The following is a 25,031-nucleotide window of genomic DNA, read 5'->3' on the forward strand; positions in this document are numbered from 1 at the left end:
AACACTGTCTTCTTATGTCTATTAGATATAGGAAGTCAGTGTTTTTTGTTGTGCGCTAATGTCAGATACTGGCTGAGATCAGAGCAGTTTACGTTTCAACATATCTGCATTGGCGGCATATTTCAAGGCTGTTTCTTTTGTGATACGGTTCTGCCGGAATAATTCCAGCAGACTCTGATCCATGGAACGCATGCCCTCATGAGCAGAGGAAGAAATTACACCGTCTATCTGATGTACCTTATTGTCCCGGACCATATTTCGGATGGCAGGATTCAGGCGCATCACTTCAAATACAGGAATGTTGTGACCTTCCACATCCGGCACCAGCTGCTGGGAGATGACTGCCTGAAGAACCATGGAAAGCTGGATGGAAATCTGGCGTTGCTGTGAGGGTTCGAAGACATCTACGATACGTCCGATGGTGTTGACAGCTCCGATGGTATGCAGACTGGACAGAACCAGATGACCGGTCTCAGCAGCAGTCATAGCAGTCTGGATCGTTTCATAGTCTCTCATCTCTCCAAGAAGGATTACGTCAGGGCTCTGGCGGAGAGTGGCTCGCAGAGATACCAGATAGCTTTCTGTGTCTGTGCAGATCTCCCTCTGGCTGACAATACAGCGATCATGTCTGTGCAGATATTCCAGAGGATCCTCCAGGGTAATAATATGCCCTTCTCTGGAATGGTTGATCTTGTCCACAAGGCAGGCCATGGTAGTAGATTTACCGCTTCCTGCAGGACCTGTAACCAGTACCATACCCTTGGTAAAATCAGCAGTGGACATGACATCTTCCGGAATATGGAGGATGTCGGGATTGGGCAGTTCAAAAGCAATCACGCGGATCACAGCTGCCAGGGAACCTCTTTGTCTGTAGGCATTCACACGGAATCTGGACAGTCCGGGGACAGAAAAAGAGAAATCATCATCTCCTGTATTCAGGAAAGGATCAATATTTCTGTTATTAGCCAGCTGATAGATCTGCCGGATCAGTGCATCCGTATCTGCTGGCATAAGTCTTTCTCCGTAAGTAGAAAGCTTGCCGTCAATTTTTACAGATAAAGGTCTGCCGGCTATGATAAAAATATCAGAGGCATGTCTGGTGGCTGAATAGGATAAAAAATCCGGGATATTGGATGATGTCATTTAGATTCTCCTTTGTTGTAAACAGGCTGTCGGGTATCTGGAGTCCAGGTTCTGGTACTGATGGTTTTCCATGTAATGATTTTGAGATCAGGTAAAGTGGAGGCACCGGCATATTCTGCTTTTGCTTCCACGTAGAGAGCCAGAGTGTCTAAATAATCCAGAGTGAGGGAAAAGGTTTCTGACTGTCTGGACCAGACAGTATTTTTAAAGTTTTTTTCCAGATTTTTCATCTGGGAAAGATAGCGCTCTTTGTCAGAAGCGGATTCGGCAGTTTTCCGGATATATTCTGTGATTTCTGTATACTGTGCAGTGGCATCAGAACAGGCTTTATAATAGGCTGTGGTTTGATCCAGGGACATCTGGCTGGTCTGCAGGTCCTGACGGGAAGTACCCAGAGCCAGGAGTGACAGGATCACCATACACAGGATAGAAAAGATGACAAACATGGATGGCAGCCCACTGGAAAGAAATACAGTTCTGCGTTTATTCATGTCCTGCCTCCTTTCCGGAAAAGGGAAAGGTGATAACAGTTTCATATAGGATTGTATGAGAAGCGTTGTAAAAGGTCAGTTCAGCTTCTTTTTTTGTGTTTGAGAGGGAAAGCTGTACAGACAGGCTGTACTGTGCCTCATCTTTGGAACAGATCGTCCATTCTTTGTCATAATAATAGTAAATTTTATCAGATTCTGCAATACCGCCGGGAAGGAGTGATAAAAAGTCATCGGGATTTCCGGTCCAGCCCTCCAGAATTTCTCCTGCAGAAACAGTCAGCGTCTGGATGTGATTCAGCTCCCGGGCTTTTCTGCGGTCTGTGCCGGCTGCGGCGAAAATCCGGATGCATGCAGTACAGGCCAGAGCCAGAATCAGGATAGAAAGGATCATTTCCATCAGAAAGAGACTGGATCCGGAACGTTTGTTAAGCTTTTGCATAGTGATCATCCTTTCTGTCATGGAGTTCCGGAGTGCAGAACCAGGCTGCTCTGTTCTCCCTGACAATCCTGAAATGTAATCTGGTAAAAGTGACCGGAGGTTTCCTGTATCCTGAAATCATTGAGACTGGCAATTATAGTTCCCATTTCAGGAGAAGGGGAGATGTCTGCAGCTGTGAAAAGCTCCTTCAGACTGTTGTCCTGCAGATAAATATAGGTAATATATTTTGTTCCCTCTATTATATAGGTCATGCACAGGGCCTGTGAATTTCCCAGAGTGTCACAGTAGATTTCCTGATCTGTGCCGGTGTCATGCTGTCGGAATTTGGCTGTTACATAGGCAGAGGCAGTGTACAGGTTATTATTTTTCTGATTGCCGGCAACAGAAACGCTGTAGGCTCTGGCTCCGAATAAAAGCATAAGTAAAAGGAAAAGGAGAAATAAGCCAAAGATCATGACAACAAAGATCCTGTGGACAGAATGTCTGGGAGAGAGTTTGTTATTCATGAGAGACCTCCCTTCTGCTGAGAAAGAACCAGGACGCTGATGGAGGGCAGCAGGTTAGAACCGTTGGGCACATATTCTACTACAAATTTATCAGGGTCATAGGAGATTTTATAATCTGTAAGCAATTCCTCCAGATTCTGGGGATAGTTTCCGGTCAGCGCATAGGTATGGATGGCTCCCTGCTCCAGCGCTCTTTTTAAAGTGGTCTGCTCTTTTGTGACAGTCTCCCTGCCTGCACCTGTGATGCCCAGATAGAAGATCAGACAGACAGCTGCCAGAAGCAGTATGGGGAGGAATGCCTGCAGTCTTCTTTTTATCCGTGCTCTGTCTGTTTCAAATATATCCATAGTGGTCACCTCAAATTGCAATATCAGAAAGGATTCCAAGGAGCGGCATCATTACAGAAAGGAGGACCAGACCGATCAGGACAGAGAATATGATCACGATGGTTGGTTCTACAATGGAGATAAGATTCCCTGTAACTGTCAGTGATGAGTCGCGGTAGCGTTGGGCAAGGCGGTTCATGACTTCATCTGCAGAGCCGGCCCGCAGACCTACAGTGATCAGCCTTGCATCCATTCCCTGAAAAAGTTCTGAGTCAGACAGTGCATTTTCCAGCAGAGCACCTTCTTCCAGCAAAGCACAGGCTTTTGCATTTTTTTTCTTAATATCCGGCTGGGAGATAAGCTGTCCGGCCATTTCCAGAGTGGTAATATGGTCCATGCCGCTGTGAAGTCCCATGGCAATGGCCTGGGTCAGTCTTGCATAATCGGCAGAAATGGAGATTTCCCTTATATGGGGAAGATGACCGGCCAGGTTTTGCAGATAAATGCGGCCTCTGGAAGTAAAGAAAAGAACAGCAAAAGCAGCAATCATTACCAGGATCACGGCGAATACTACAGCGGAGTACTGGCTGATCATACTGCCGGCATGGAAAAGACCGTTGGAGAACTGATTCATTTCCAGTCCCATCTGCTGAAATACCTGGCGGAATACAGGTAAAACCTTTGACAGGAGGATAAGGATCACAGCAGCCATCATCACCAGCATGAGAAGGGGATAGGTGATTGCACTTTTAATATTTTCTGATATTTCCATCTCTTGCTGGTAGTGCAGGGAGAGACTGTTCAGTACCTCGTCCAGGCATCCGGTTTCCTCTCCGATTTTTACATAAGAGATCATAGAGTCCGGAAAAAGCCCGGTATTGTGAAGAGAAATATAAAAGGAACCGTTTTCTTCATAATCTGTCTGGAGGGACTGGAAAAAATCTCGTCCCTTTTGGGTATGACTATCCTCCAGCATCAGCTGGATTCCTTCTGCACAGGAGATTCCTGAGTGCAGAAGGATAGAAAACTGTTCGCAGAAATAAAAAAGCTCCTGATTGGTTAGTTTTGCTTTCATGAAAATTTTATTCCTTTCTGAGACTTGCGGCAGACTTATCTTGTAAATTGTACAGTGTAATTTTCATCATCTCCTATGTATTGCCGGATGGATGCATCTTCCTTGCTGTTGGAGTCAAAGGTGGGATCCATGCGGGACCAGGAATCGCCACTGAATTCCACGGCCTTATCCACCCATCCTCTGGAGCGTATATATATGCTGATCCAGGCGTGCTTGACAGTACCGGCATATCCGATCTGAAGCTTACAGGGGATGTCGCGGCTTCTGAGCATGGCTGCTGTAAGGGCGGCGTAGTCAAAGCAGATTCCCTCTCCTGTTTCAAGGGTCTGGTCTACATCCGGAAGATAATCAGAATCCACACTTTCTGCCAGTTCATAATCATAGGTGACATGGCTGATAACATAATTATAAATTGCCTGAAGGGCATCAATGTCGGAGGTACCCTCTGATACAATGGAGAGGGCTAGCTTACTGGTCTTTGATTCCGGCGAAAAATTCACATACTGATTGGGATAGAGAAAGGGGAGGAATTCATTATCTAACTGAACATCCAGATTCTCTGCGAAAAGAGCTGCATATTGTGTACCGTCTATTTGCTGGTAACAACAGATCTGATAAGTACCGCTGCCGTCTGTAAAGGGAATTACAGCGTTTTCACCGGGCTGTATAAAATAGGAATAAGTAGTTCCACCGTCTGCTGTCAGCTGAACGTTCACCTTTTGTCTTGCGGAATCAGCCACAGCAGTGAGATAACCCTGTGTGATATTGGAGATATCCAGAGTCAGTGGGGAATTTCCTACAACTTTTTTCCCGGGAGCTTTGGGAACCAGTACCTGAAGAGGGGAATAATCGGGAGGCTCTTTGGAGTCTCCGGCAGAAGTCCCGCAGCCTGCCAGAACCAGACAGGAAATCAATACCAGGACGACAAAGACATGGACAAAATGAGGTTTTGACATTGGTTCGTTCCTTTGCGTATATTTAAAATAAAAAATGTGTATATAAAGATGATAGTATTTGGGGTTAAAAAGTATTTCTATCAACAGTATAGCAGATTAGCGGAAAAAGAAAATGTAATTTACAAAAAAATTAATATTTGTAATAATTTGCCGGTAAAACTGTATTGACATTCTCAAAAACGCGGAATATACTATAGATAAATAAAGGCAAACCTGTTGAAAAGCAGGGACGCAAAGCCAAGGGTCTAAGATCAGCATTGCTGATTATGACAGCCGGTTGCCACATTAAATTCCAATTATGTAATGTGATTTCAGGAAAGAGCTGATTTGGATCAGCTTATATTTGTGGTAGCCGTTTATATTGATAAACGGTTTTTTTATTTCCACAAATAGGAAAGTCAATTTTAATCCATATTGCTTCTGATATCTGGATCCATTTACGTAGGATTGCAACATTCAGAAGGGATGTGTAAGGTTTATGAAAAAGAAAATCACTGAATTATTGAAAAAGAGAAGGGTAGCAGCAGGATTAACTGCAATTGTGCTTGCTGTAGCTGTGGGCAGTGTGGCTGTTGTACAGCAGAAAAGCCAGATACCGGAGCTTCCGGTGTATACAGACCCTGAGATGGAAACTAACATTGAAGAAGAGGAGACACCTCTTGCAGATAAGCCGGTGGTTAAAACTACTACAAGTAAGAAAACCACGACTAAGAAAGTAAAGATGAAAAAGGCAGCAGCAAAAACATACACAAAAGAGCTTCCTGCCACATCAACTACTTCCAAAAAAACAGCTCAGACTTCCAGTGCTTCAATTGTAACCAAGACAACAGTTGTAAAAAAGATTGAAGAGAAATATACAAAGAAGTCAAAAGTGAAAGTGGTTACTACAGTAGCTACTACCACAGTTACCACAACTACAACAGCAAAGGCAGGAGTTTCCACAGGAGTTAATTCTGCAGGCGCAGTTAATAATAGTGGTGTTACAGGTACTGTTGAGGTTGGACAGCTTGCTCCGAAAGAAGACAGCCGTGTACTGACAGCATACAGAACCCTTGGATTTAAAGTCAACGTAGATCCATCTGTTTCTTATTCAGGATATTTCAATGCCCGTAACAGACAGATCACATTGAAAAAAGCAAATGAGACCATTTATCATGAATTGGGCCATTTCATCGCATTTATTGCCGGTAATGTAGACACTACATCAGAATTCAAGACTATCTATAATCAGGAGAAGAGCCTGTACACAGCTTATAATAAAGCTTATGTAACACAGAACAGTTCAGAATATTTTGCAGAATCAGCGAAAGAATATGTTCTGAACCCAGGTGCATTAAAAGCTGCAAGACCGAAGACTTATGAGGCTGTCAGATCAGCGGTTGAGTCTATTACAGATGAACGTATTGCAAAGATTCAGAAATATTACGGAGCAATCTGGAAATAATTTATAAAGTGATGAGCGAAGCCGGAAGCATGGATATGTTTCCGGCTTTTTGTAAGCTCCTTCTGATAAACTGCGGAACAGTAACACAGAACGAATTTTGGCGGAAAAGGTAATAGAAAACTACTTGCATGCAGGGGCAGGAAGAGAATATAATATGAGATAATAGAGTAGCAGTAGACAGATAACAGAAAGTATGTTAGTATATACAAAATATCTGATATTCTTGCCATTTCCGGCAGTTTATCCCATTAACAGAAACAGATAATACAAAGAAGATTGATAAATGTTATATTTTAATATAGCTGCAGAAAGCTGTGAGGTATTTATATGAGAGAAAAGTATGAATCATTATCTCTGGCAACATTAAAAGATCTGGCAAAAGCCAGAGGTTTAAAGGGAGTGTCAACGTTGCGGAAACCGGAACTGATCGAACGGATGCTTCAGGAGGATCAGTTGGAGAACGAAGAGAATAATAAACAAGCTGAAAAGAAAGAGCCTGATAAAAAGGCGGAGGAAGAGGAGCATAAGAAAGCAGAAAATGAGTCTTCCCAGAGCCATGTATCTGCGGAAAATGTACAACTGGACAGCGGAGAGAAGGCCAATGGGATTCTGGAGGTGCTTCCGGATGGATATGGATTTATCCGATGCGAAAATTATATGCCCGGTGAAAACGATATTTATGTATCTCCTTCTCAGATCCGCAGATTTAATTTAAAAACAGGAGACATCATCCGTGGTAATATCAGGATTAAGACCCAGGGTGAGAAATTCAGTGCCCTTTTGTATGTGACTTCCATCAATGGATTCCATCCCAGCGAGGGCCAGAGACGATATAATTTTGAGGATATGACCCCTGTTTTTCCCAATGAACGTCTGCGGATGGAGAGACCAGGTGGAACTGTAGCCATGAGGATCGTGGATCTTATCAGTCCAATTGGAAAGGGACAGCGTGGAATGATTGTGTCCCCGCCAAAGGCCGGTAAAACCACGCTTTTGAAGGATGTGGCCAAATCGATTCTTAAAAATAACCCGGATATGCATCTGATCATTCTTTTGATCGATGAGCGTCCTGAAGAGGTTACAGATATTAAAGAAGCAATCCGTGGAAGCAATGTGGAGGTGATCTATTCTACCTTTGATGAGCTTCCAGAGCATCATAAGCGTGTATCTGAGATGGTAGTGGAGCGTGCGCGCAGATTGGTAGAGCATAAAAAGGATGTTACCATTCTTCTGGATTCCATTACCAGACTTGCAAGGGCATACAACCTGATCATTCCGCCAAGCGGACGAACTTTGTCTGGTGGTCTTGATCCGGCGGCTCTGCATATGCCGAAGCGGTTTTTCGGAGCTGCCAGAAATATGCGGGAGGGAGGCAGCCTGACTATTCTTGCTACAGCGCTGGTAGATACCGGAAGTAAGATGGACGATGTGATCTATGAGGAATTTAAGGGAACCGGTAATATGGAGCTGGTACTGGACAGAAAGCTGCAGGAGAAGAGGGTATTCCCTGCTATTGACATCCAGAAATCCGGCACCAGACGAGAGGATCTTCTTCTGACAAAAGAGGAACAGGAAGCTGTGTATATTATGCGTAAGGCATTGAATGGTATGAAGTCTGAGGATGCGGTAGAGCAGATCCTGAATATGTTTGCACGGACCAGAAATAACGAGGAATTTGTGCAGACAGTGAAAAAGCAGAAATTCATTTAAAAAAAATGTAAAATACCTTGCATTCCTCCGGGGGCTGTGATATAATCAAAAAGCTGTTTAATTAATAGTAAATTTGCTGGTGCCGTATAAGCGGCAATCAGTGATAATTCGTCAATGAATACGAATAGTAAATAGAATCTTTACAGAGAGGTGAAAATCATGAGAGAAGGAATCCATCCGAACTACTATCAGGCAACTGTAACCTGTAACTGCGGTAATACATTCGTAACAGGTTCTACAAAGCAGGACATCCACGTAGAAATCTGCTCCAAATGTCATCCATTCTACACAGGTCAGCAGAAAGCTGCACAGGCTCGTGGACGTATTGATAAGTTCAATAAGAAATATGGTCTGAGCAAATAATCAGAATATAGTATGAATTGAGAAGGTTGAGGTTGGGAAATCTCAACCTTTCTTGGTCTTTAGGAGAAAAGGATGAAATCATCAAATATTGGCGGCCAGGCAGTTATGGAAGGCATCATGATGCGCCATAAGGATAAATACTCCATTGCAGTGCGCAGGCCGGACAAAGAAATTGAGTTAAAGGTAGAGGACTATAAGTGTATATTTGGAAATGCAAAATTCCTGAAATATCCGCTGATCCGTGGAGTTGTAAGCTTTGTGGATTCCCTAGTGGTAGGAACAAAGTGTCTGATGTACTCTGCCGAGATCGCAGGTGATGAGGAGGATGAGGAAGAAGCAGAAAAGAATGCATCCCTCACTGAGGAAGAGCTTGCAGCAAAAAAGAAAAAAGAAGACAGGCAGTTTAAATGGCTGTTATATATTACAGTAGCAATTTCTATTGTAGTATCCATTGCGGCTTTCATGCTTCTGCCGTATGCACTGGCCAGTCTTTGCCGTAAGGTAGGAGCTTCTGAGTTTGTGGTGACCATTGTGGAGGCTTTTGTAAAGCTGGCATTGTTTATGGGATATATGCTTCTCATTTCCAGAATGAAGGACATCCAGAGAACCTTTATGTATCATGGGGCAGAACACAAGTGTATTAATTGTGTGGAGCATGGTCTTCCGCTTACAGTGGAGAATGTACTGGCAAGCTCCAGACTGCATAAAAGATGTGGAACCAGTTTTCTGTTTCTGGTAATGATCGTCAGTATTTTTCTGCATTTTATATTTGTACTGGTACCGGTTTACTGGGTAAGATTATTCGGAAGACTTTTGATGGTACCCATCGTGGCAGGTATTTCTTTTGAGATCATTCAGTGGGCAGGCAGATCAGACAGCAAGATCGCAGATTTCTTCAGCAAGCCAGGTCTGGCAATGCAGAAGCTTACTACAAAGGAACCTACAGCGGATATGGCAGAGGTTGCCATTAAGGCTGTTGAGGCGGTGTTTGACTGGAGAGCATATCTAAAGGATGAATTTGATCTGGAGATTCCTTATCCTTCCGATGAAGAGACAGCTGCTGAAAAGTAGGAGAAAAGACCTGGGAGGAAAGAAACTATGGAAACCCTTACAGGATTATTAAAAAAAGGACAGGAAATTCTTGTACAGGCAGGAATTGAGGAGGCCGGGCTGGATGCCCGCCTCCTTCTGGAATATATCACAGGAAAAAGCCGGGCGTATTACCTTGCACACGGAGAAGAATGTGTTACAAAAGAGACAGCGGACCGGTATCTGGAGTTGGTCACAGGTCGCTCGCAGCATATCCCTCTTCAGCATCTGACGCATCAGGCTTTTTTTATGGGATATGAATTTTACGTTAATGAGGATGTGCTGATTCCCAGACAGGATACGGAGACGCTGGTGGAGGAAGCACTCAGACTTCTGAAGGGCAGGCAAAAGCCCAGGGTTCTGGATATGTGCACAGGTTCAGGCTGTATCCTGACCAGTATTCTGCTGGAAATTCCGGATGCATCCGGAACAGGGGCAGATCTTTCGGAAAAAGCATTGAAGGTGGCTGCCTGCAATGCCCGGAGGCTTCAGACGGCAGACAGGGCAGAGTTTGTAAAAAGTGATCTGTTTTCTTCAGAATATTTCAGCGGGCCGGCTTATGATATGCTGATATCAAACCCACCCTATATTCCCACAGAGGAGATTGAGGGACTGATGGAAGAGGTAAGGCTGCATGATCCCCGGATGGCTTTGGATGGAAAGGCAGACGGACTGTACTTCTACCGTGCCATTACGAAGCAGGCAATGGATTATATGCTTCCCGGAGGCTGGCTTCTCTATGAGATTGGCTGGGATCAGGGAAAGGCTGTGAAGGAGCTGCTGGACAAAGAAGGATTTATAAATACAGAGATAAAGAAGGACCTGTGTGGATTAGACCGCGTAGTCCTGGGACAGAAATCATTACAGGAGGAACAGAATGTTTGATAAATTAGACGATCTGCTCATTCGCTTTGAGGAGGTACTGAATGAACTGGGAGAGCCCGGAGTTACAGATAACCAGGAGCATTTCCAGAAGCTTATGAAGGAGCAGAGTGATCTGCAGCCTATCGTAGACACTTATCGTGAATATAAGAAAAATAAAGAAATCATCCAGGACAGCATTGCCATGCTGGAAGAGGAAAAGGATGAAGAAATGAGGGAAATGCTCAAAGAGGAGCTGTCCGATGCGAAGAAAAAGGTAGAGGAGCTGGAGCATGAACTGAAGATTCTTCTTCTTCCGAAGGATCCAAATGACAGTAAGAATGTTATCGTAGAGATCCGTGCAGGTGCCGGCGGAGATGAAGCAGCTCTTTTTGCAGCAGAAATCTACCGTATGTATGTGAAGTATGCGGAGTCACGGCGCTGGAAAACAGAGATGATGAGCCTTAATGAAAACGGAATCGGCGGATTTAAGGAAGTCACTTTCATGATCACAGGTGCAGGAGCTTATTCCAGACTGAAATATGAAAGTGGTGTACATCGTGTGCAGCGAGTACCGGAGACAGAATCCGGCGGACGTATCCATACCTCTACCTGTACAGTGGCAATTATGCCTGAGGCAGAGGAGATAGATTTCCATCTGGATATGAATGACTGTAAATTTGATGTGTTCCGTGCTTCCGGTAACGGCGGACAGTGCGTTAATACTACAGATTCAGCAGTACGACTGACTCATATTCCTACAGGTATTGTAATTTCCTGTCAGGATGAGAAATCACAGCTGAAAAATAAGGATAAAGCCCTGAAGGTACTTCGTTCCCGTCTGTATGAGATGGAGCTTGCCAAGCAGCATGATGCAGAGGCAGAGGCACGCAGGAGTCAGATTGGAACCGGTGACCGTTCAGAGAAAATCCGTACGTATAATTTCCCTCAGGGACGTGTGACAGACCACAGGATCAAATTGACCCTCCACCGACTGGATAATATTTTAAACGGTGACCTGGATGAGATCATTGATAGTCTGATCGCAGCAGATCAGGCAGCGAAGCTGAGTAACTTACAGGATGAGGCATAAATATGAGAATTGCGGGAGCTGCTTTGCAGCGGAGCAATTCGTAGATATCAAGTTAGGGGCAAAATCCCTTTTGACCCTAACATCATAAATATAGCTATAAATTAAGGAGGAGCATTATGGGAAAATATTTTGGAACAGATGGTTTTCGAGGAGAAGCTAATGTCAAACTGACAGTAAATCATGCATTTAAGGTTGGACGTTATGTAGGCTGGTATTATGGCCGGAACCACAAAGCAAAGATCGTTATCGGTAAAGACACCAGAAGAAGCAGCTATATGTTTGAATATGCTCTGGTAGCAGGACTGACTGCATCCGGTGCAGATGCATATCTTCTTCATGTTACTACCACACCAAGTGTTTCCTATGCAGTCCGCACAGAGGATTTTGACTGTGGTATTATGATTTCTGCAAGCCACAATCCCTTTTATGATAATGGAATCAAACTGCTGAATGGAAATGGACAGAAGATTGAGGCTGAGATTGAGGCTAGGATCGAGTCTTACCTGGACGGCGTGCTGGAAGAACTTCCTCTGGCAACCCGGGAGGATGTAGGACGTACTATAGATTTTGCTTCCGGACGTAACCGCTATATCGGACATCTGATTTCTATTCCATGCCGTGATTTCAAAAATATTAAAGTTGGTCTGGATTGTGCAAATGGAAGCTCCTCAGCTATTGCCAAGAGTGTATTTGATGCACTCCGCGCAAAAACATACGTGATCAATAATGAGCCGGATGGAACTAATATTAATACAAACTGTGGTTCTACACATATTGAAGTGCTTCAGAAATATGTGGTGGATAACGGTTTGGATATTGGTTTTGCCTATGATGGAGATGCAGACCGCTGTATTGCAGTGGATCATCTGGGAAATGTGATCGATGGAGATAAGATCATGTATGTCTGTGGAAAATATCTCAAAGAGCAGGGAAGATTAAATGGCAATACAGTGGTAACTACTGTAATGTCTAATCTGGGTCTGTACAAATCCCTGGAAAGAGAAGGAATTGATTACGAGCAGACAGCAGTAGGGGATAAATATGTTGCCGAGAATATGATGGAAAATAATTACAGCATTGGCGGTGAGCAGTCAGGACATATTATTTTCAGCAGATATGCAGCAACAGGAGATGGAATCCTGACCTCTCTTATGATCATGGAGGCCTGCGTAGAGAAAAAAGCAACTCTGTGTGATCTGGCAAAGGAAATGAAAGTTTATCCTCAGCTTCTGCGCAATGTGCGTGTGTCTGACAAGAAGACTGCCAGGGAAAATCCGGCGGTTGTAAAGGCTGTTGAGGAGGTTGCCATATCTTTGGGCAATGAAGGTCGTATCCTGGTCCGTGAAAGTGGTACAGAACCTCTGATCCGTGTTATGGTAGAGGCAGGAACAGATGAACTCTGTCATGAAAATGTAGATCGGGTAGTGAAAGTAATGGAAGCAGAAGGTCTGGTTATTGATTAAATTTGTGATATAAAGGATACTCATGAAGAATAGAAAGATAGCAGTGTTTTTAGCTGTATGCCTGGGAACTGTCTTTTTTTCCGGCTGCGGCAGTGATATGAAAAATTACAGACAGGCATCCAGTGACCTGGAAGCGGAAAAATATGACGAAGCGCTGCAGGAATTTGAAACTGCCATTGCTGCCGGTGTAAATCCGGCAGGCTCTTACAGAGGGGCAGGCGTGGCGAATGTGCATCTTGGAAATTATAAAGAGGCCATTGAGAATTTTACGGATGCTTTGAATTGTAAGAAGGTGGGAAAGTCTCTGAAAAAGGATATTTTATCCTACAGAGCAGCTGCATACCTGAAAATAAAAGCATATGATGAGGCAATGGCAGACTGTCAGTCCATTGCAGCGGATTACGATATGGATGCAGATGTGTATTTTCTTACAGGTGAGGTGGCACTGGCCATGGATTCCTATGAGGAGGCTTCCGTTGATTTTGAGCAGGCATATGGAGAAGAAGCTACTTACGATATGGCAATCCGCATTTACAGTGCTTATCTGGAAAAGGATATGGAAGCAGATGGAACCCGCTATCTGGAAGCTGCTCTGGCAAAGACTGCAGACAATGCCCAGGATCACTGTGACAGGGGACGGGTATATTATTATATGAGTGATTATGATAATGCCCAGAAAGAACTACAGGAGGCTGCAGATGATGGGAATACAGAAGCCGTACTGCTTCAGGGAATGGTTTACATGGAACAGAAGGATACTGCCAGTGCCAGAAAGAAATTTGAGGAATATGTATCTCAGGCAGAGGACAGTGCCAGAGGCTTTAATGGTCTGGCTCTCTGTGATATTGAGGATGGAGATTATGACAGTGCTCTTTCCAATATTTCCAGTGCCCTCACCTTTGCAGAAGGAGAGGAACTGAAAAGCCTTTTGTTTAATGAAATGACAGTATATGAGAAGAAGCTTGATTTTGCAACTGCAAAACAGAAGGCAGAAGAGTATCTGGAACTGTATCCGGATGATAAGACGATGAAAAAGGAACTGGCATTTCTGAAAACCCGTGTAACCGGGCAGAATGAAAATTCCGGAGCAGAGACAACAGCAGGGGATACTGCTGCGGACAGCAGTACTGCAGATAATACAAATACAAACAGTTCAGAGGAACAGTAGGAGAGTATATGGAAGAGCTTGGCAGATTAGAAGAACGGGTAATCCTTATAGGCGTGCAGACGGCTGCAGAGGACAATGTGCTGGACTCTTTGGACGAGCTGGAGGAGCTTGCAGAAACTGCAGGAGCAGTGACTGTGGGAAGGATTATCCAGAACCGTGAGGCAGTACATCCCGGTACTTATATCGGTAAAGGTAAAATAGAGGAAGTGCGTTCTCTGGTATATGCCATGGATGCCACAGGAGTAATCTGTGATGATGAGCTGTCTCCGGCACAGCTGAACAATCTGGAGAGGGAGCTTGACTGTAAGGTTATGGACAGGACGTTGCTGATTCTGGATATTTTTGCTGCAAGGGCAGTTACCAGTGAAGGAAAGATTCAGGTGGAGCTGGCACAGCTTCGCTATCGTTCGGCAAGGCTGGTAGGTTTGCGGGAATCTCTGTCCCGTCTGGGCGGTGGAATCGGAACCAGAGGACCTGGTGAGAAGAAGCTGGAGACAGACAGACGTCTTATCCGCACCAGAATTTCAGCCCTGAAGCAGGACCTGGCGCAGGTGGAAAAGCACAGAGAACTGCTCCGTACCGGACGGGCAAGAGGTAAGGTAAAGACAGCGGCTATTGTAGGATATACCAATGCCGGAAAATCCACTTTGCTGAATAAGCTTACAGGTGCATCGGTTCTGTCTGAAGATAAATTATTTGCAACCCTGGATCCTACTACAAGAATTCTGAATCTGAAGGATGGACAACAAATCCTGTTGACAGATACTGTTGGTTTTATCAATAAATTGCCACATCATCTGGTGGAAGCCTTTAAAAGTACACTGGAAGAGGCTAAGTATGCAGATTATATTATCCATGTGGTAGATGCTTCTAATCCTCAGGCAGAAATGCAGATCCATGTGGTATATGAGACCTTGAAGGAACTGGGGGTGCTGGGAAAAAAGATTATTACCCTTTTTAATAAGCAGGATGCACCGGGGGCAGCAGTACTCAGAGATTTTAAATCAGATTATTCGCTGAAAATTTCAGCCAGGACCGGGGAAGGGCTGGATGCATTAAATGATCTTCTGGAGAAGCTTCTGACAGAGGAGCTGATCTATGTAGAGAGAGTTTTTCCTTATCAGGAGGCTGGAAAAATTCAGTTGATCCGTGAATTCGGACAATTGATCTCAGAAGAATATACAGAGTCCGGAATTGCTGTAAAGGCAAGAGTTCCCCGGGAAATCTACCCTCAGGTAGTATAAAAAAACAGAAAGAGAAACACCATATAATGTTTTAGCGATTAAAATAAAACACAACATATGGTGTTTTTAATGTTGACGGAATTACAGGACGATGATACAATGAAACGGAATCATTATTTACATGAGAAGGTTGGGAGGCTTTGATATGTTTCAGGTAGTGAAACGAGATGGACAGATGGATGAGTTCAAGATAGGTAAGATCACATCTGCCATTGATAAAGCGTTTAATGCGCAGGAAAAGAATTACAGCAAAGAGATGATTGATCTGCTGGGACTGCGGGTGACAGCAGATTTTCAGAATAAGATCAAGGATAATAAGATTTCTGTAGAAGAGATTCAGGACAGTGTGGAGAATGTACTGATCCAGGCTGGATATGCAGATGTGGCAAAGGCATATATCCTTTACCGCAAGCAGAGGGAAAAAGTGCGTAATATGAAATCTACGATTCTGGATTATAAAGAAATCGTAAACAGCTATGTAAAAGTAGAAGACTGGCGTGTAAAGGAGAATTCTACAGTTACTTATTCTGTAGGGGGACTGATCCTGAGTAACTCCGGTGCAGTAACTGCAAATTACTGGCTGTCTGAGATTTATGATGATGAGATTGCCGAGGCTCACAGAAATGCGGATATCCATATCCATGATCTGTCTATGCTTACAGGATATTGTGCGGGCTGGTCATTGAAGCAGCTGATCCAGGAAGGCTTGGGAGGTATTGAAGGTAAGATCACTTCTTCACCGGCCAGACATTTAAGTGTACTTTGCAACCAGATGGTAAATTTCCTGGGAATTATGCAGAATGAGTGGGCCGGTGCCCAGGCATTTTCATCCTTTGATACATATCTTGCTCCTTTTGTAAAGGTTGACAACCTGAACTATCCGGAAGTGAAGAAATGTATTGAATCCTTTATCTACGGGGTAAATACTCCCAGCAGATGGGGAACCCAGGCTCCGTTTTCCAATATTACTCTGGACTGGACAGTTCCGGATGATCTTGCAGAGCTGCCGGCTATTGTAGGCGGCAAAAATATGGATTTCAAATACAAAGACTGCAAAAAAGAAATGGATATGATCAATAAGGCCTTTATCGAGACCATGATCGAGGGAGATGCCAACGGCAGAGGTTTCCAGTATCCCATCCCCACATATTCTATCACAAAGGAATTTGACTGGTCAGATACAGAAAATAACAGATTGCTTTTTGAAATGACTTCCAAATATGGAACCCCATATTTTTCCAATTATATTAACAGTGATATGAAACCCAGCGATATCAGAAGTATGTGCTGCAGACTTCGTCTGGATCTGAGGGAGCTCCGTAAAAAGAGTGGCGGTTTCTTTGGTTCCGGTGAGAGTACAGGTTCCGTTGGTGTTGTTACCATTAACATGCCGAGAATTGCTTATCAGTCCAAGACTCCGGGAGAATTTTACAGACGTCTGGATCATATGATGGATCTGGCTGCCCGTTCCCTGCACATCAAGAGAGAAGTGATCACCAAGCTTCTCAATGAGGGCCTGTATCCTTATACTAAGAGATATCTGGGCAGCTTTTCCAATCATTTCTCTACCATTGGTCTGGTGGGAATGAATGAGGTTGGGTTAAATGCCTGCTGGCTTGGAGGAGATATGTCTGATGAGCGTACCCAACAGTTTACCAAAGAGGTTCTTCTCCATATGAGAGAGCGACTGTCTGATTATCAGGTGGAATATGAAGGTGAACTGTTCAATCTGGAAGCTACTCCGGCAGAGTCTACAGCTTATCGTCTGGCAAAGCATGACAGAAAGCGCTGGCCGGATATCCGTACAGCCGGAAGCAGAGGTGATACTCCATATTATACAAACAGTTCCCACCTTCCGGTGGAATATACAACAGATATTTTTGATGCACTGGATATTCAGGATGAATTACAGACACTGTATACTTCAGGTACTGTATTCCATGCATTTATCGGTGAGAAGCTTCCTGACTGGAAGGCTGCAGCTGCGCTGGTTCGTAAGATTGCTGAGAATTATAAGCTTCCGTATTACACAATTTCTCCTACATATTCAGTATGTAAGGAGCATGGTTATATCAGCGGAGAGCATTTTACCTGTCCGAAGTGTGGTAAAAAGGCGGAGGTTTACAGCCGTATTACCGGTTACTACCGTCCGGTACAGAACTGGAATGACGGTAAAGCACAGGAGTATAAGAACCGTACCCTGTATGATGTGATGCATTCACAGCTGAAAAAAATGAAGCCTGTACACACCAGTGTGGTAACTATGACAGAGGATGATGTGAAAATCCAGCCTGTGACAGAACATAAATATCTTTTTACTACCAGTACCTGTCCAAATTGTAAGATGGCCAAGAAGATGCTGGAGGGTGAAGAGCTTGAGATCATTGATGCTGAAAAAAATCCGGAGATGGCCAGGGAGTTTGGAATTATGCAGGCACCTACGCTGGTGGTTATGAGCGGAAAGAATGTGACAAAGTATGTAAATGCATCAAATATCCAGAAGTATGTGGATGATCTGGAGGAATAAAAGGATGATCTGCTGTGCGGCAGTGAATAAATACAGAGGGCTTTAAAATTAAGAGGGCAGTTTCCTGCATAAGAGCGGAAACTGTCCTCTTAATGCTGTTGAGAACGGAGAAAGAACAGTAACTGTCGTTGTTTATTTACTGTTTGCTGGTAATATATTTTGAATATATGAAATATATCTTGACTAATCAACTAGGAAAACTTATAATTGTAAAAGACATATGGAATAAATCTGTTTAGTAGTGGAGCGGATGATTTTATCCGTTTGATAAGAGATAAAGGGAGGTTTTTGTATGCAGATTTCGACAAAAGGAAGATATGCACTGAGACTGATGCTGGATCTGGCTGTGCATAATACAGGAGAACTGGTAAAAATTAAAGATATTGCGGCCAGAGAATCTATTTCAGAGAAGTATCTGGAGCAGATTATTTCGTCCTTGAAGAAGGCTGGATATGTGAAGAGTCTGAGAGGAGCGCAGGGCGGATATATGCTGGCCAGGGATCCAAAAACTTATACGGTCGGGATGATTCTCAGGCTGACGGAAGGCAGTATGAAGCCTGTAGCCTGTCTGGAGGATGAACCGAATCAGTGTGACAGGGCCGGAGAGTGTGTGACTCTGCGGCTGTGGAAGATGCTGGATGAAGCCATTGAAGGGGTGCTGGACAAGGTAACTCTTCAGGACCTGAAGGACTGGTATGAACAGATGGGAAATGATTATGTGATATAAAAAATTCCCTTGACAAACAGGGAAAACAGGAATATCATATCAATAACATATAATTCATATTTAGATACTATGAAATAAGGAGGGCGAACTCATGGCAAAGATTTATAAGAATGCAGCGGAACTTGTTGGTAATACTCCTCTTCTGGAGGTTGGAAATATTGAGAAAAATCTGGGACTGGAAGCAAAAGTTCTGGTAAAACTGGAATATTTTAATCCGGCAGGAAGTGCAAAGGATCGTATCGCACTGAGCATGATCGAAGATGCAGAGGAAAAGGGAGTATTGAAACCTGGTGCAGTGATCATTGAGCCTACATCCGGAAATACTGGAATTGGTTTGGCTTCTCTGGCTGCGATCAAGGGATATAAGGTGATCCTGACTATGCCTGAGACAATGAGTGTTGAGCGTAGAAATATTCTGAAGGCTTACGGCGCAGAGATTGTTCTTACAGAGGGAAGCAAGGGAATGAATGGTGCAATTGCAAAAGCAAAAGAACTGGCAGAAGAATATGAGAACAGCTTTATTCCGGGACAGTTTGAGAACCCTGCAAACCCTGCGATCCACAGAAAAACTACAGGACCGGAGATCTGGAGAGATACAGACGGACAGGTAGATATCTTCGTAGCTGGTGTTGGTACAGGCGGAACGATCACAGGTGTTGGGGAATATCTGAAATCCCAGAATCCGGATGTAAAGGTTGTGGCAGTAGAGCCTGCAACTTCACCTGTACTTTCTCAGGGAAAGAGTGGCCCTCATAAGATTCAGGGAATTGGTGCAGGATTTGTGCCTAAGGCATTAAATACAGAGGTTTATGACGAGGTTATCCCTGTAGAGAATGAGGATGCGTTTACAACAGGAAAGCTTATTGCAAAGCAGGAAGGAATCCTGGTTGGTATTTCTTCTGGTGCAGCTCTGTATGCAGCAATTGAATTGTCTAAGAGACCGGAGAACAAAGGTAAAACCATCGTAGCACTTCTTCCGGACTCAGGAGACAGGTACTATTCTACAGCATTATTTGTATAAAACAGCAGTGTAATCTGAAAAAAGCCCTGAAAGGGGCTTTTTTTAGGTTACCCAGATGTGATAGAATAGCTATGTTAGTCTTGGGGATAATCCCTGACAATCATTTTAGAGAATAATTTTTAATCAGACAGGCTAAGGGCAGCAGTTTAACCGAATCAAGTAGCGAAGCGGATTGCGAATATCCGCTTGACTTATGAACCAATAACAGGACAGATTTAGTAAGATAGGATGGAATGAAACTATGAGAAAAGCAATTATTGCCATGAGCGGTGGAGTGGACAGCTCCGTAGCAGCTCTGTTGACCAAAGAATCCGGTGACCAGTGTATCGGAGCAACTATGAAACTGTTTCACAATGAAGATGTAGGAATTAAACGGGAGAAAACCTGCTGTTCTCTGGATGATGTGGAGGATGCCAGAAGTGTATGCTACAGAATGGGGATTAAATATTATGTTTTTAATTTCTCTGAGAGATTCAAAGAAGATGTTATGGATCGCTTTGTAGATGCTTATGAACATGGATGTACGCCCAATCCCTGTATTGATTGCAACCGTTATCTGAAATTTGACAAAATGTTCCAGAGAATGCGTGAGCTGGAGTATGACTATATTGTAACCGGCCATTACGCCCGTGTGGAGTATGATGAGGAAAGGGGCCGCTATCTGCTAAAGAAAGCAGTAGATGATACCAAGGATCAGAGTTATGTGCTTTATATGCTTACACAGGAGCAGCTGGCACATATTTCTCTGCCATTAGGCGGACTGCGAAAAACAGAGGTGCGTGAGATCGCAGAAAAACATGGCTTTATTAATGCCAGAAAGCATGACAGCCAGGATATCTGCTTTGTGCCGGATGGAGATTACGCGAAGTTTATTGAACAGTACACGGGACGTAAGTCCAAGCCAGGAGATTTTGTAGATATGGAAGGGAATATCCTTGGCAGACACAAGGGAATCATTCACTATACACTTGGTCAGAGGCGTGGCCTGGGAATTCCGGCGGCAGCCAGACTGTATGTGTGTGATATTTCACCGAAAACCAATCAGGTTGTGCTGGGAAGTAATGAGGATCTTTTTCATACAGAGCTGACTGCAGAAAAAGTAAATTTGATTTCCTGCGAATCCTTGAAAGAACCAATGAGACTGAAGGCAAAAATCCGCTATCGCCATCCGGAACAGGATGCAGTGGCTTGGCAGACAGAGGATGGAGTTCTTCATGTGCGCTTTGACAAACCGCAGAGAGCCATTACAAAAGGACAGGCAGTTGTTCTCTACGATGGGGATATTGTTGTAGGCGGCGGTGTGATTGAGAGCTGTATGAAATAAACAGGATATTATGAGGGGCAAAATATTTTGCCCCTCATTTTATGTCCAGGAAGTGCTGTTTTGTTTTGCAGTTCTCATAAGCTAGTACATCGTTTTCGAAATACCTATACGACGCACTTGTTTGCGAACCCGATTGATATAGTTATAAACTATAAGAAACAATAGAAAAAGACTACTCTTTTCCTATTGACATACTAGGATTAAAGTGATAATATACAAATATGATAAATCATATCAAAAAGATATGAAATATGTAGAAAGAAAAGAGGCTTCGAGATGAGAGTATTAAAAAGCCAGAATCGAATTTATATAGAAGAAAAACGAATGTGCCGATGAAAGATATTATCAGGAGAACATTATTAGAAGAATATTATTATAAGATAAATCAGAGAAAGATGAGGAAAAAAACATGAGCAAAAAAATCGAAAGAAAAGACAGAAAATTTAAATTTGAAACATTACAGCTTCACGTAGGACAGGAAAGTCCGGATCCGGTTACAGATGCCAGAGCAGTACCAATTTACCAGACATCTTCCTATGTATTCAGAAACTGCGATCACGCAGCAGCTCGTTTCGGACTTGCAGATGCAGGTAATATTTACGGACGTCTGACAAACCCTACAGAAGATGTATTCGAGAAGAGAATCGCAGCACTTGAAGGCGGTTCTGCAGCACTTGCAGTAGCATCCGGTGCAGCAGCAATCACATACACCATCGAGAATCTTGCACAGCAGGGGGATCACATCGTAGCAGCCAAGAATATCTACGGTGGAACAACAAACCTGCTTGAGCATACACTTCCGTCTTATGGAATTACAACAACATTTGTTGATGTATTTGATCTTGAAGAAGTAGAGAATGCAATCCAGGACAACACAAAAGCAGTGTATATTGAAACTCTTGGAAACCCCAACTCTGATGTGGTTGATATTGAAGCGATTGCAAAAATTGCTCATGCACATAAAATCCCGCTTGTTGTAGATAACACATTTGCAACACCTTACCTTGTAAGACCGTTTGAATATGGTGCAGACATCGTGGTACATTCAGCAACTAAATTTATCGGCGGCCATGGAACAACCATCGGTGGAGTTATCGTTGAAAGTGGTAAGTTTGACTGGGAAGCATCCGGTAAATTTGCATCCCTGACAGAGCCTAATCCAAGCTACCACGGAGTAAGCTTCACAAAGGCCTGCGGACCGGCTGCATTTGTTACAAAAATCCGTGCAATTCTTCTTCGTGACACAGGTGCAACAATTTCTCCGGTAAGCTCATTTATTTTCCTTCAGGGACTTGAAACACTGTCTCTTCGTGTAGAACGTCATGTAGAGAATGCACTGAAGGTTGTTCAGTATTTAAATAATCATCCACAGGTAGAGAAGGTTCATCATCCATCTGTATCCACAGATCCGGCTCAGCAGGAGCTTTACAAAAAATACTTCCCTAATGGCGGTGGTTCTATCTTTACTTTTGAAATTAAAGGGGATGCACAGACAGCAAAAGACTTTATCGACAACCTGGAACTGTTTTCACTTCTTGCAAATGTAGCAGATGTAAAATCTCTGGTCATCCATCCTGCAACTACCACACACAGCCAGTGCACAGAGGAGGAGCTTCTGGATCAGGGAATTAAGCCGAACACTATTCGTCTTTCCATCGGTACAGAGAACGTAGATGATATTATCCAGGATCTGGATGAGGCATTTAAAGCTATAAAATAAATCCATAAAATAAATCAGAGAGCTGCTTTTGAAACTAAGATACAGTTTCAAAGGCAGCTTTTTTAACCGAATCAAGTAAGTCCCCTGGTCGGTTACGAAAAGCAATAAGCAGTTGTTCGGTTATGAGCAAGTAGCGAAGCGGATTGCGAATATCCGCTTTAATACAGAGGGAGGTTGACAAATACTAAGAAACTGATATAATCATAAAATGCAATTTAATTGCAAATATGAAAATATGGCCTGACGGGCCGGGTGATACAGAATTATCAGAAAGGAAAAACAATATGATTGATATTATCATGGATTCCGTAATAGACAGCTTGAAATTGATACCATTTCTTTTTCTGACCTATCTTTTTATGGAAGCTTTAGAACATAAGACGGGGAGCCTTGCAAGGAAACGTATCCGCACAGCCGGGAAATTTGGTCCTGTATGGGGCGGACTTTTGGGCGTGATCCCTCAGTGTGGATTTTCGGCAGCAGCCTCCAGCCTTTATGCAGGCAAAGTGATTACAGTGGGTACCCTGCTGGCTGTTTATATGTCTACTTCTGACGAAATGCTGCCGATTATGATCTCTAATGCAGTTCCTGTATCTGTCATGCTGTGTATCCTGGCATGCAAGGCGGGAATAGCCATTTTTTCAGGTCTTATGATTGAATATGTATATGTGCATGTAATGAAAAAAAGAGAAAAGGATATGGATGTTCATGTACTTTGTGAGGAGGAACACTGTCATTGTGAGCATGGAATTGTAAAATCAGCAGTTGTCCATACTCTTAAGATTTTTATTTATATATTCTTGATTTCTCTGGCATTAAATATTATCATTGGTCTGGTGGGAGAAAATACTTTGGCAGAGCTGTTTACCGGGATTCCGGTTATGGGTGAAATAATTGCGGCACTGGTGGGACTGATTCCCAACTGTGCATCTTCTGTGGTGATTACCCAGCTGTATCTGGACCGGATTATCGGCGCAGGGGCTATGATGGCCGGCCTGCTGGTAAATGCAGGTGTAGGTCTTCTGGTTCTTTTCCGGTTAAATAAGAACAGAAAAGAGAATCTGAAAATTGTAGGAGCCCTGTATGTACTTGGAGTTTTCTGGGGAGTTGTGATAGAGTTTCTGGGAATTGTTTTTTGACCAAGTTACAGGCGGAGTATTTGGAAAATCTGCCGGCAGTATGAAATTCCATCCTAAATGCGATATATAAGGAGTGTAAAATGAAAAATGCTTGATTCTAATGAAGCTTTGAAAAAGGCTAGAAATATGAAGGGAGAAAGCTTCAGAAAAGGTCTGAGAGACGGTATTCCCATAGCGCTGGGATATTTTGCCGTGTCTTTTACGTTTGGTATGATGGCAGTGGCAGACGGACTGAGTATCTGGCAGGCAGTACTGATTTCTCTGACTAATGTGACTTCCGCCGGACAGTTTGCAGGTCTGGAAATTATGGTAATGAATGGTTCTTACTGGGAAATGGCACTGACGCAGCTGGTGATTAATCTGCGCTATTGCCTGATGTCATTTTCTCTGGCTCAGAAATTCAGAAGGGATGAGGCCAGGGGCCACAGATATGTTGCGGCTTTTGGTGTGACAGATGAGATTTTCGGTATCAGTGCCAGCCAGCCGGGAAAAGTAAGTGCCTTTTATAATTATGGAGCCATGTGTGTGGCTATCCCGGGCTGGGTGCTTGGAACTCTGGCAGGTGCTATTTCCGGAAATCTGCTGCCTGATTTTATGATGAGTGCCCTGAGTGTGGCAATTTACGGAATGTTTCTGGCTATTATTATTCCTCCGGCAAAGAAAAACCGGGCAGTGCTGGCTGTGGTGGCAGCAGCAATGGCAATCAGCCTGTTGTTTAAGGTCATTCCGCTGTTAAAAAATGTATCCTCCGGATTTGTAATCATTATTACGACTCTGATAGTGGCAGGTGCAGCTGCTTATTTCTGTCCTGTTCAGGAAGAAAAACAAAGCACGGAAGCCGGAGAGGAAGAGATTATGGAAAAGGAGATAAATCATGCATAATATTTACATCTATATATTGGTAATGGCTGGTGTGACTTATCTGATCCGTATGCTTCCCCTGGCTCTTTCCAGAAAAGAAATCACCAGTCCGTTTATTAAATCATTTTTGTATTATGTGCCATATGCATGTCTGGCAGCCATGACCTTTCCGGCCATCCTTTTTGCCACCGACAGTATAATATCGGCGGCAGTTGGATTTGTTGTGGCATTGATTGCCGCATATAAGGAGAAGAGTCTCCTGACCGTTGCGTTATTTGCATGTGCGGCAGTCTTTATTGTGGAGAGAATACTGGAATTTTCAATGTAACAGAGTGTGTCTG

24 protein-coding genes and 1 riboswitch are annotated in these 25,031 nt (G+C 43.5%); of the genes, 17 read left to right on the forward strand and 7 right to left on the reverse strand.

What is annotated here, in order from left to right:
- Nucleotides 1-78: 78 nt before the first annotated feature.
- The 7 genes from ACTNDS_RS03600 to ACTNDS_RS03630 are packed head-to-tail and all read right to left on the reverse strand — an operon-like array spanning nt 79 to nt 4,936.
- Nucleotides 79-1,143: a type IV pilus twitching motility protein PilT gene (locus ACTNDS_RS03600; protein ID WP_441033732.1), complete on the reverse strand. Its 1,065-nt coding sequence runs from the start codon at nt 1,141-1,143 to the stop codon at nt 79-81.
- The gene (locus tag ACTNDS_RS03605; protein WP_441033735.1) at nt 1,140-1,634 is read right to left on the reverse strand and encodes a hypothetical protein; all 495 of its coding nucleotides are present in this window, start codon (nt 1,632-1,634) and stop codon (nt 1,140-1,142) included. Before ACTNDS_RS03605 ends, ACTNDS_RS03600 begins: the two co-directional genes overlap by 4 nt.
- Complete coding sequence (locus ACTNDS_RS03610) at nt 1,627-2,073, reverse strand: hypothetical protein (protein WP_441033737.1); 447 nt, start codon at nt 2,071-2,073, stop codon at nt 1,627-1,629. Before ACTNDS_RS03610 ends, ACTNDS_RS03605 begins: the two co-directional genes overlap by 8 nt.
- Nucleotides 2,074-2,090: 17 nt before the next feature.
- Nucleotides 2,091-2,579, reverse strand: a complete 489-nt coding sequence (locus tag ACTNDS_RS03615; RefSeq protein ID WP_441033740.1) for a DUF4860 domain-containing protein — start codon at nt 2,577-2,579, stop codon at nt 2,091-2,093.
- The gene (locus ACTNDS_RS03620; protein WP_433844879.1) at nt 2,576-2,926 is read right to left on the reverse strand and encodes a hypothetical protein; all 351 of its coding nucleotides are present in this window, start codon (nt 2,924-2,926) and stop codon (nt 2,576-2,578) included. The genes ACTNDS_RS03615 and ACTNDS_RS03620 overlap by 4 nt, the downstream gene beginning before the upstream one ends.
- A 10-nt stretch (nt 2,927-2,936) precedes the next feature.
- On the reverse strand, nt 2,937-3,980 hold the full coding sequence (locus ACTNDS_RS03625) for a type II secretion system F family protein (protein ID WP_441033742.1): 1,044 nt from the start codon (nt 3,978-3,980) through the stop codon (nt 2,937-2,939).
- Nucleotides 3,981-4,015: 35 nt separating this feature from the next.
- Nucleotides 4,016-4,936, reverse strand: coding sequence for a transglutaminase-like domain-containing protein (locus ACTNDS_RS03630; protein WP_441033745.1), 921 nt, complete (start codon nt 4,934-4,936; stop codon nt 4,016-4,018).
- A 196-nt stretch (nt 4,937-5,132) separates the two neighbouring features.
- A riboswitch (cyclic di-GMP riboswitch) is annotated at nt 5,133-5,221 on the forward strand.
- Between the two features lie 193 nt (nt 5,222-5,414).
- Here ACTNDS_RS03630 and ACTNDS_RS03635 point away from each other — a divergent pair.
- The 17 genes from ACTNDS_RS03635 (at nt 5,415) to ACTNDS_RS03715 (ending at nt 25,018) form a co-directional block, all read left to right on the forward strand.
- Complete coding sequence (locus tag ACTNDS_RS03635) at nt 5,415-6,380, forward strand: anthrax toxin lethal factor-related metalloendopeptidase (protein WP_441033748.1); 966 nt, start codon at nt 5,415-5,417, stop codon at nt 6,378-6,380.
- 327 nt (nt 6,381-6,707) lie between these two features.
- Nucleotides 6,708-8,090 carry a transcription termination factor Rho gene (rho, locus tag ACTNDS_RS03640; RefSeq protein ID WP_441033751.1) on the forward strand — a complete coding sequence of 461 codons (1,383 nt, stop codon included), beginning with the start codon at nt 6,708-6,710 and terminating at the stop codon, nt 8,088-8,090.
- A gap of 159 nt (nt 8,091-8,249) precedes the next feature.
- Nucleotides 8,250-8,453 (forward strand): 50S ribosomal protein L31, encoded by a 204-nt coding sequence (gene rpmE, locus ACTNDS_RS03645; protein WP_019162824.1) that lies wholly within the window; start codon nt 8,250-8,252, stop codon nt 8,451-8,453.
- Nucleotides 8,454-8,525: 72 nt separating this feature from the next.
- Nucleotides 8,526-9,524 (forward strand): DUF1385 domain-containing protein, encoded by a 999-nt coding sequence (locus tag ACTNDS_RS03650; protein WP_441033755.1) that lies wholly within the window; start codon nt 8,526-8,528, stop codon nt 9,522-9,524.
- 27 nt (nt 9,525-9,551) lie between these two features.
- Complete coding sequence (prmC, locus tag ACTNDS_RS03655) at nt 9,552-10,427, forward strand: peptide chain release factor N(5)-glutamine methyltransferase (RefSeq protein WP_441033758.1); 876 nt, start codon at nt 9,552-9,554, stop codon at nt 10,425-10,427.
- Nucleotides 10,420-11,496: a peptide chain release factor 1 gene (gene prfA, locus ACTNDS_RS03660; protein ID WP_441033761.1), complete on the forward strand. Its 1,077-nt coding sequence runs from the start codon at nt 10,420-10,422 to the stop codon at nt 11,494-11,496. The genes prmC and prfA overlap by 8 nt, the downstream gene beginning before the upstream one ends.
- A 116-nt stretch (nt 11,497-11,612) precedes the next feature.
- Nucleotides 11,613-12,959: a phosphoglucosamine mutase gene (gene glmM, locus ACTNDS_RS03665; RefSeq protein ID WP_173742281.1), complete on the forward strand. Its 1,347-nt coding sequence runs from the start codon at nt 11,613-11,615 to the stop codon at nt 12,957-12,959.
- A 22-nt stretch (nt 12,960-12,981) separates the two neighbouring features.
- A complete protein-coding gene (locus ACTNDS_RS03670) occupies nt 12,982-14,127 on the forward strand; it encodes a tetratricopeptide repeat protein (protein ID WP_441033765.1) in 1,146 nt (381 codons plus the stop codon).
- Nucleotides 14,128-14,135: 8 nt separating this feature from the next.
- A complete protein-coding gene (gene hflX, locus ACTNDS_RS03675; protein WP_303241816.1) occupies nt 14,136-15,371 on the forward strand; it encodes a GTPase HflX in 1,236 nt (411 codons plus the stop codon).
- 145 nt (nt 15,372-15,516) lie between these two features.
- Nucleotides 15,517-17,898 carry a ribonucleoside triphosphate reductase gene (locus ACTNDS_RS03680; RefSeq protein WP_441033768.1) on the forward strand — a complete coding sequence of 794 codons (2,382 nt, stop codon included), beginning with the start codon at nt 15,517-15,519 and terminating at the stop codon, nt 17,896-17,898.
- A 292-nt stretch (nt 17,899-18,190) separates the two neighbouring features.
- Entirely contained in the window at nt 18,191-18,625 is a 435-nt protein-coding gene (locus ACTNDS_RS03685; RefSeq protein ID WP_441033770.1) for an RrF2 family transcriptional regulator, read from the forward strand.
- 91 nt (nt 18,626-18,716) lie between these two features.
- The gene (gene cysK / locus ACTNDS_RS03690) at nt 18,717-19,646 is read left to right on the forward strand and encodes a cysteine synthase A (RefSeq protein ID WP_303241817.1); all 930 of its coding nucleotides are present in this window, start codon (nt 18,717-18,719) and stop codon (nt 19,644-19,646) included.
- Nucleotides 19,647-19,887: 241 nt separating this feature from the next.
- Nucleotides 19,888-20,970 carry a tRNA 2-thiouridine(34) synthase MnmA gene (gene mnmA, locus ACTNDS_RS03695; protein ID WP_173742276.1) on the forward strand — a complete coding sequence of 361 codons (1,083 nt, stop codon included), beginning with the start codon at nt 19,888-19,890 and terminating at the stop codon, nt 20,968-20,970.
- Nucleotides 20,971-21,379: 409 nt separating this feature from the next.
- On the forward strand, nt 21,380-22,690 hold the full coding sequence (locus ACTNDS_RS03700) for an O-acetylhomoserine aminocarboxypropyltransferase/cysteine synthase family protein (protein ID WP_173742275.1): 1,311 nt from the start codon (nt 21,380-21,382) through the stop codon (nt 22,688-22,690).
- 284 nt (nt 22,691-22,974) lie between these two features.
- On the forward strand, nt 22,975-23,829 hold the full coding sequence (locus ACTNDS_RS03705; protein WP_441033773.1) for a putative manganese transporter: 855 nt from the start codon (nt 22,975-22,977) through the stop codon (nt 23,827-23,829).
- Between the two features lie 87 nt (nt 23,830-23,916).
- On the forward strand, nt 23,917-24,711 hold the full coding sequence (locus ACTNDS_RS03710) for an AzlC family ABC transporter permease (RefSeq protein WP_243873939.1): 795 nt from the start codon (nt 23,917-23,919) through the stop codon (nt 24,709-24,711).
- The gene (locus ACTNDS_RS03715; RefSeq protein WP_441033866.1) at nt 24,701-25,018 is read left to right on the forward strand and encodes an AzlD domain-containing protein; all 318 of its coding nucleotides are present in this window, start codon (nt 24,701-24,703) and stop codon (nt 25,016-25,018) included. Before ACTNDS_RS03710 ends, ACTNDS_RS03715 begins: the two co-directional genes overlap by 11 nt.
- The last annotated feature ends 13 nt before the right edge of the window (nt 25,019-25,031 follow it).

Source organism: Blautia sp. HCP3S3_C12, from assembly GCF_052064155.1.
GTDB lineage: Bacteria > Bacillota > Clostridia > Lachnospirales > Lachnospiraceae > Blautia_A.

Excerpts from the sequence above, each read along its gene's own strand:
- ACTNDS_RS03600 (WP_441033732.1), bottom strand. The coding sequence starts at position 1,143 with ATGACATCATCCAATATCCCGGATTTTTTATCCTATTCAGCCACCAGA.
- ACTNDS_RS03605 (WP_441033735.1), bottom strand. The coding sequence starts at position 1,634 with ATGAATAAACGCAGAACTGTATTTCTTTCCAGTGGGCTGCCATCCATG.
- ACTNDS_RS03610 (WP_441033737.1), bottom strand. The coding sequence starts at position 2,073 with ATGCAAAAGCTTAACAAACGTTCCGGATCCAGTCTCTTTCTGATGGAA.
- ACTNDS_RS03615 (WP_441033740.1), bottom strand. The coding sequence starts at position 2,579 with ATGAATAACAAACTCTCTCCCAGACATTCTGTCCACAGGATCTTTGTT.
- ACTNDS_RS03620 (WP_433844879.1), bottom strand. The coding sequence starts at position 2,926 with ATGGATATATTTGAAACAGACAGAGCACGGATAAAAAGAAGACTGCAG.
- ACTNDS_RS03625 (WP_441033742.1), bottom strand. The coding sequence starts at position 3,980 with ATGAAAGCAAAACTAACCAATCAGGAGCTTTTTTATTTCTGCGAACAG.
- ACTNDS_RS03630 (WP_441033745.1), bottom strand. The coding sequence starts at position 4,936 with ATGTCAAAACCTCATTTTGTCCATGTCTTTGTCGTCCTGGTATTGATT.
- ACTNDS_RS03635 (WP_441033748.1), top strand. The coding sequence starts at position 5,415 with ATGAAAAAGAAAATCACTGAATTATTGAAAAAGAGAAGGGTAGCAGCA.
- rho (WP_441033751.1), top strand. The coding sequence starts at position 6,708 with ATGAGAGAAAAGTATGAATCATTATCTCTGGCAACATTAAAAGATCTG.
- rpmE (WP_019162824.1), top strand. The coding sequence starts at position 8,250 with ATGAGAGAAGGAATCCATCCGAACTACTATCAGGCAACTGTAACCTGT.
- ACTNDS_RS03650 (WP_441033755.1), top strand. The coding sequence starts at position 8,526 with ATGAAATCATCAAATATTGGCGGCCAGGCAGTTATGGAAGGCATCATG.
- prmC (WP_441033758.1), top strand. The coding sequence starts at position 9,552 with ATGGAAACCCTTACAGGATTATTAAAAAAAGGACAGGAAATTCTTGTA.
- prfA (WP_441033761.1), top strand. The coding sequence starts at position 10,420 with ATGTTTGATAAATTAGACGATCTGCTCATTCGCTTTGAGGAGGTACTG.
- glmM (WP_173742281.1), top strand. The coding sequence starts at position 11,613 with ATGGGAAAATATTTTGGAACAGATGGTTTTCGAGGAGAAGCTAATGTC.
- ACTNDS_RS03670 (WP_441033765.1), top strand. The coding sequence starts at position 12,982 with ATGAAGAATAGAAAGATAGCAGTGTTTTTAGCTGTATGCCTGGGAACT.
- hflX (WP_303241816.1), top strand. The coding sequence starts at position 14,136 with ATGGAAGAGCTTGGCAGATTAGAAGAACGGGTAATCCTTATAGGCGTG.
- ACTNDS_RS03680 (WP_441033768.1), top strand. The coding sequence starts at position 15,517 with ATGTTTCAGGTAGTGAAACGAGATGGACAGATGGATGAGTTCAAGATA.
- ACTNDS_RS03685 (WP_441033770.1), top strand. The coding sequence starts at position 18,191 with ATGCAGATTTCGACAAAAGGAAGATATGCACTGAGACTGATGCTGGAT.
- cysK (WP_303241817.1), top strand. The coding sequence starts at position 18,717 with ATGGCAAAGATTTATAAGAATGCAGCGGAACTTGTTGGTAATACTCCT.
- mnmA (WP_173742276.1), top strand. The coding sequence starts at position 19,888 with ATGAGAAAAGCAATTATTGCCATGAGCGGTGGAGTGGACAGCTCCGTA.
- ACTNDS_RS03700 (WP_173742275.1), top strand. The coding sequence starts at position 21,380 with ATGAGCAAAAAAATCGAAAGAAAAGACAGAAAATTTAAATTTGAAACA.
- ACTNDS_RS03705 (WP_441033773.1), top strand. The coding sequence starts at position 22,975 with ATGATTGATATTATCATGGATTCCGTAATAGACAGCTTGAAATTGATA.
- ACTNDS_RS03710 (WP_243873939.1), top strand. The coding sequence starts at position 23,917 with ATGCTTGATTCTAATGAAGCTTTGAAAAAGGCTAGAAATATGAAGGGA.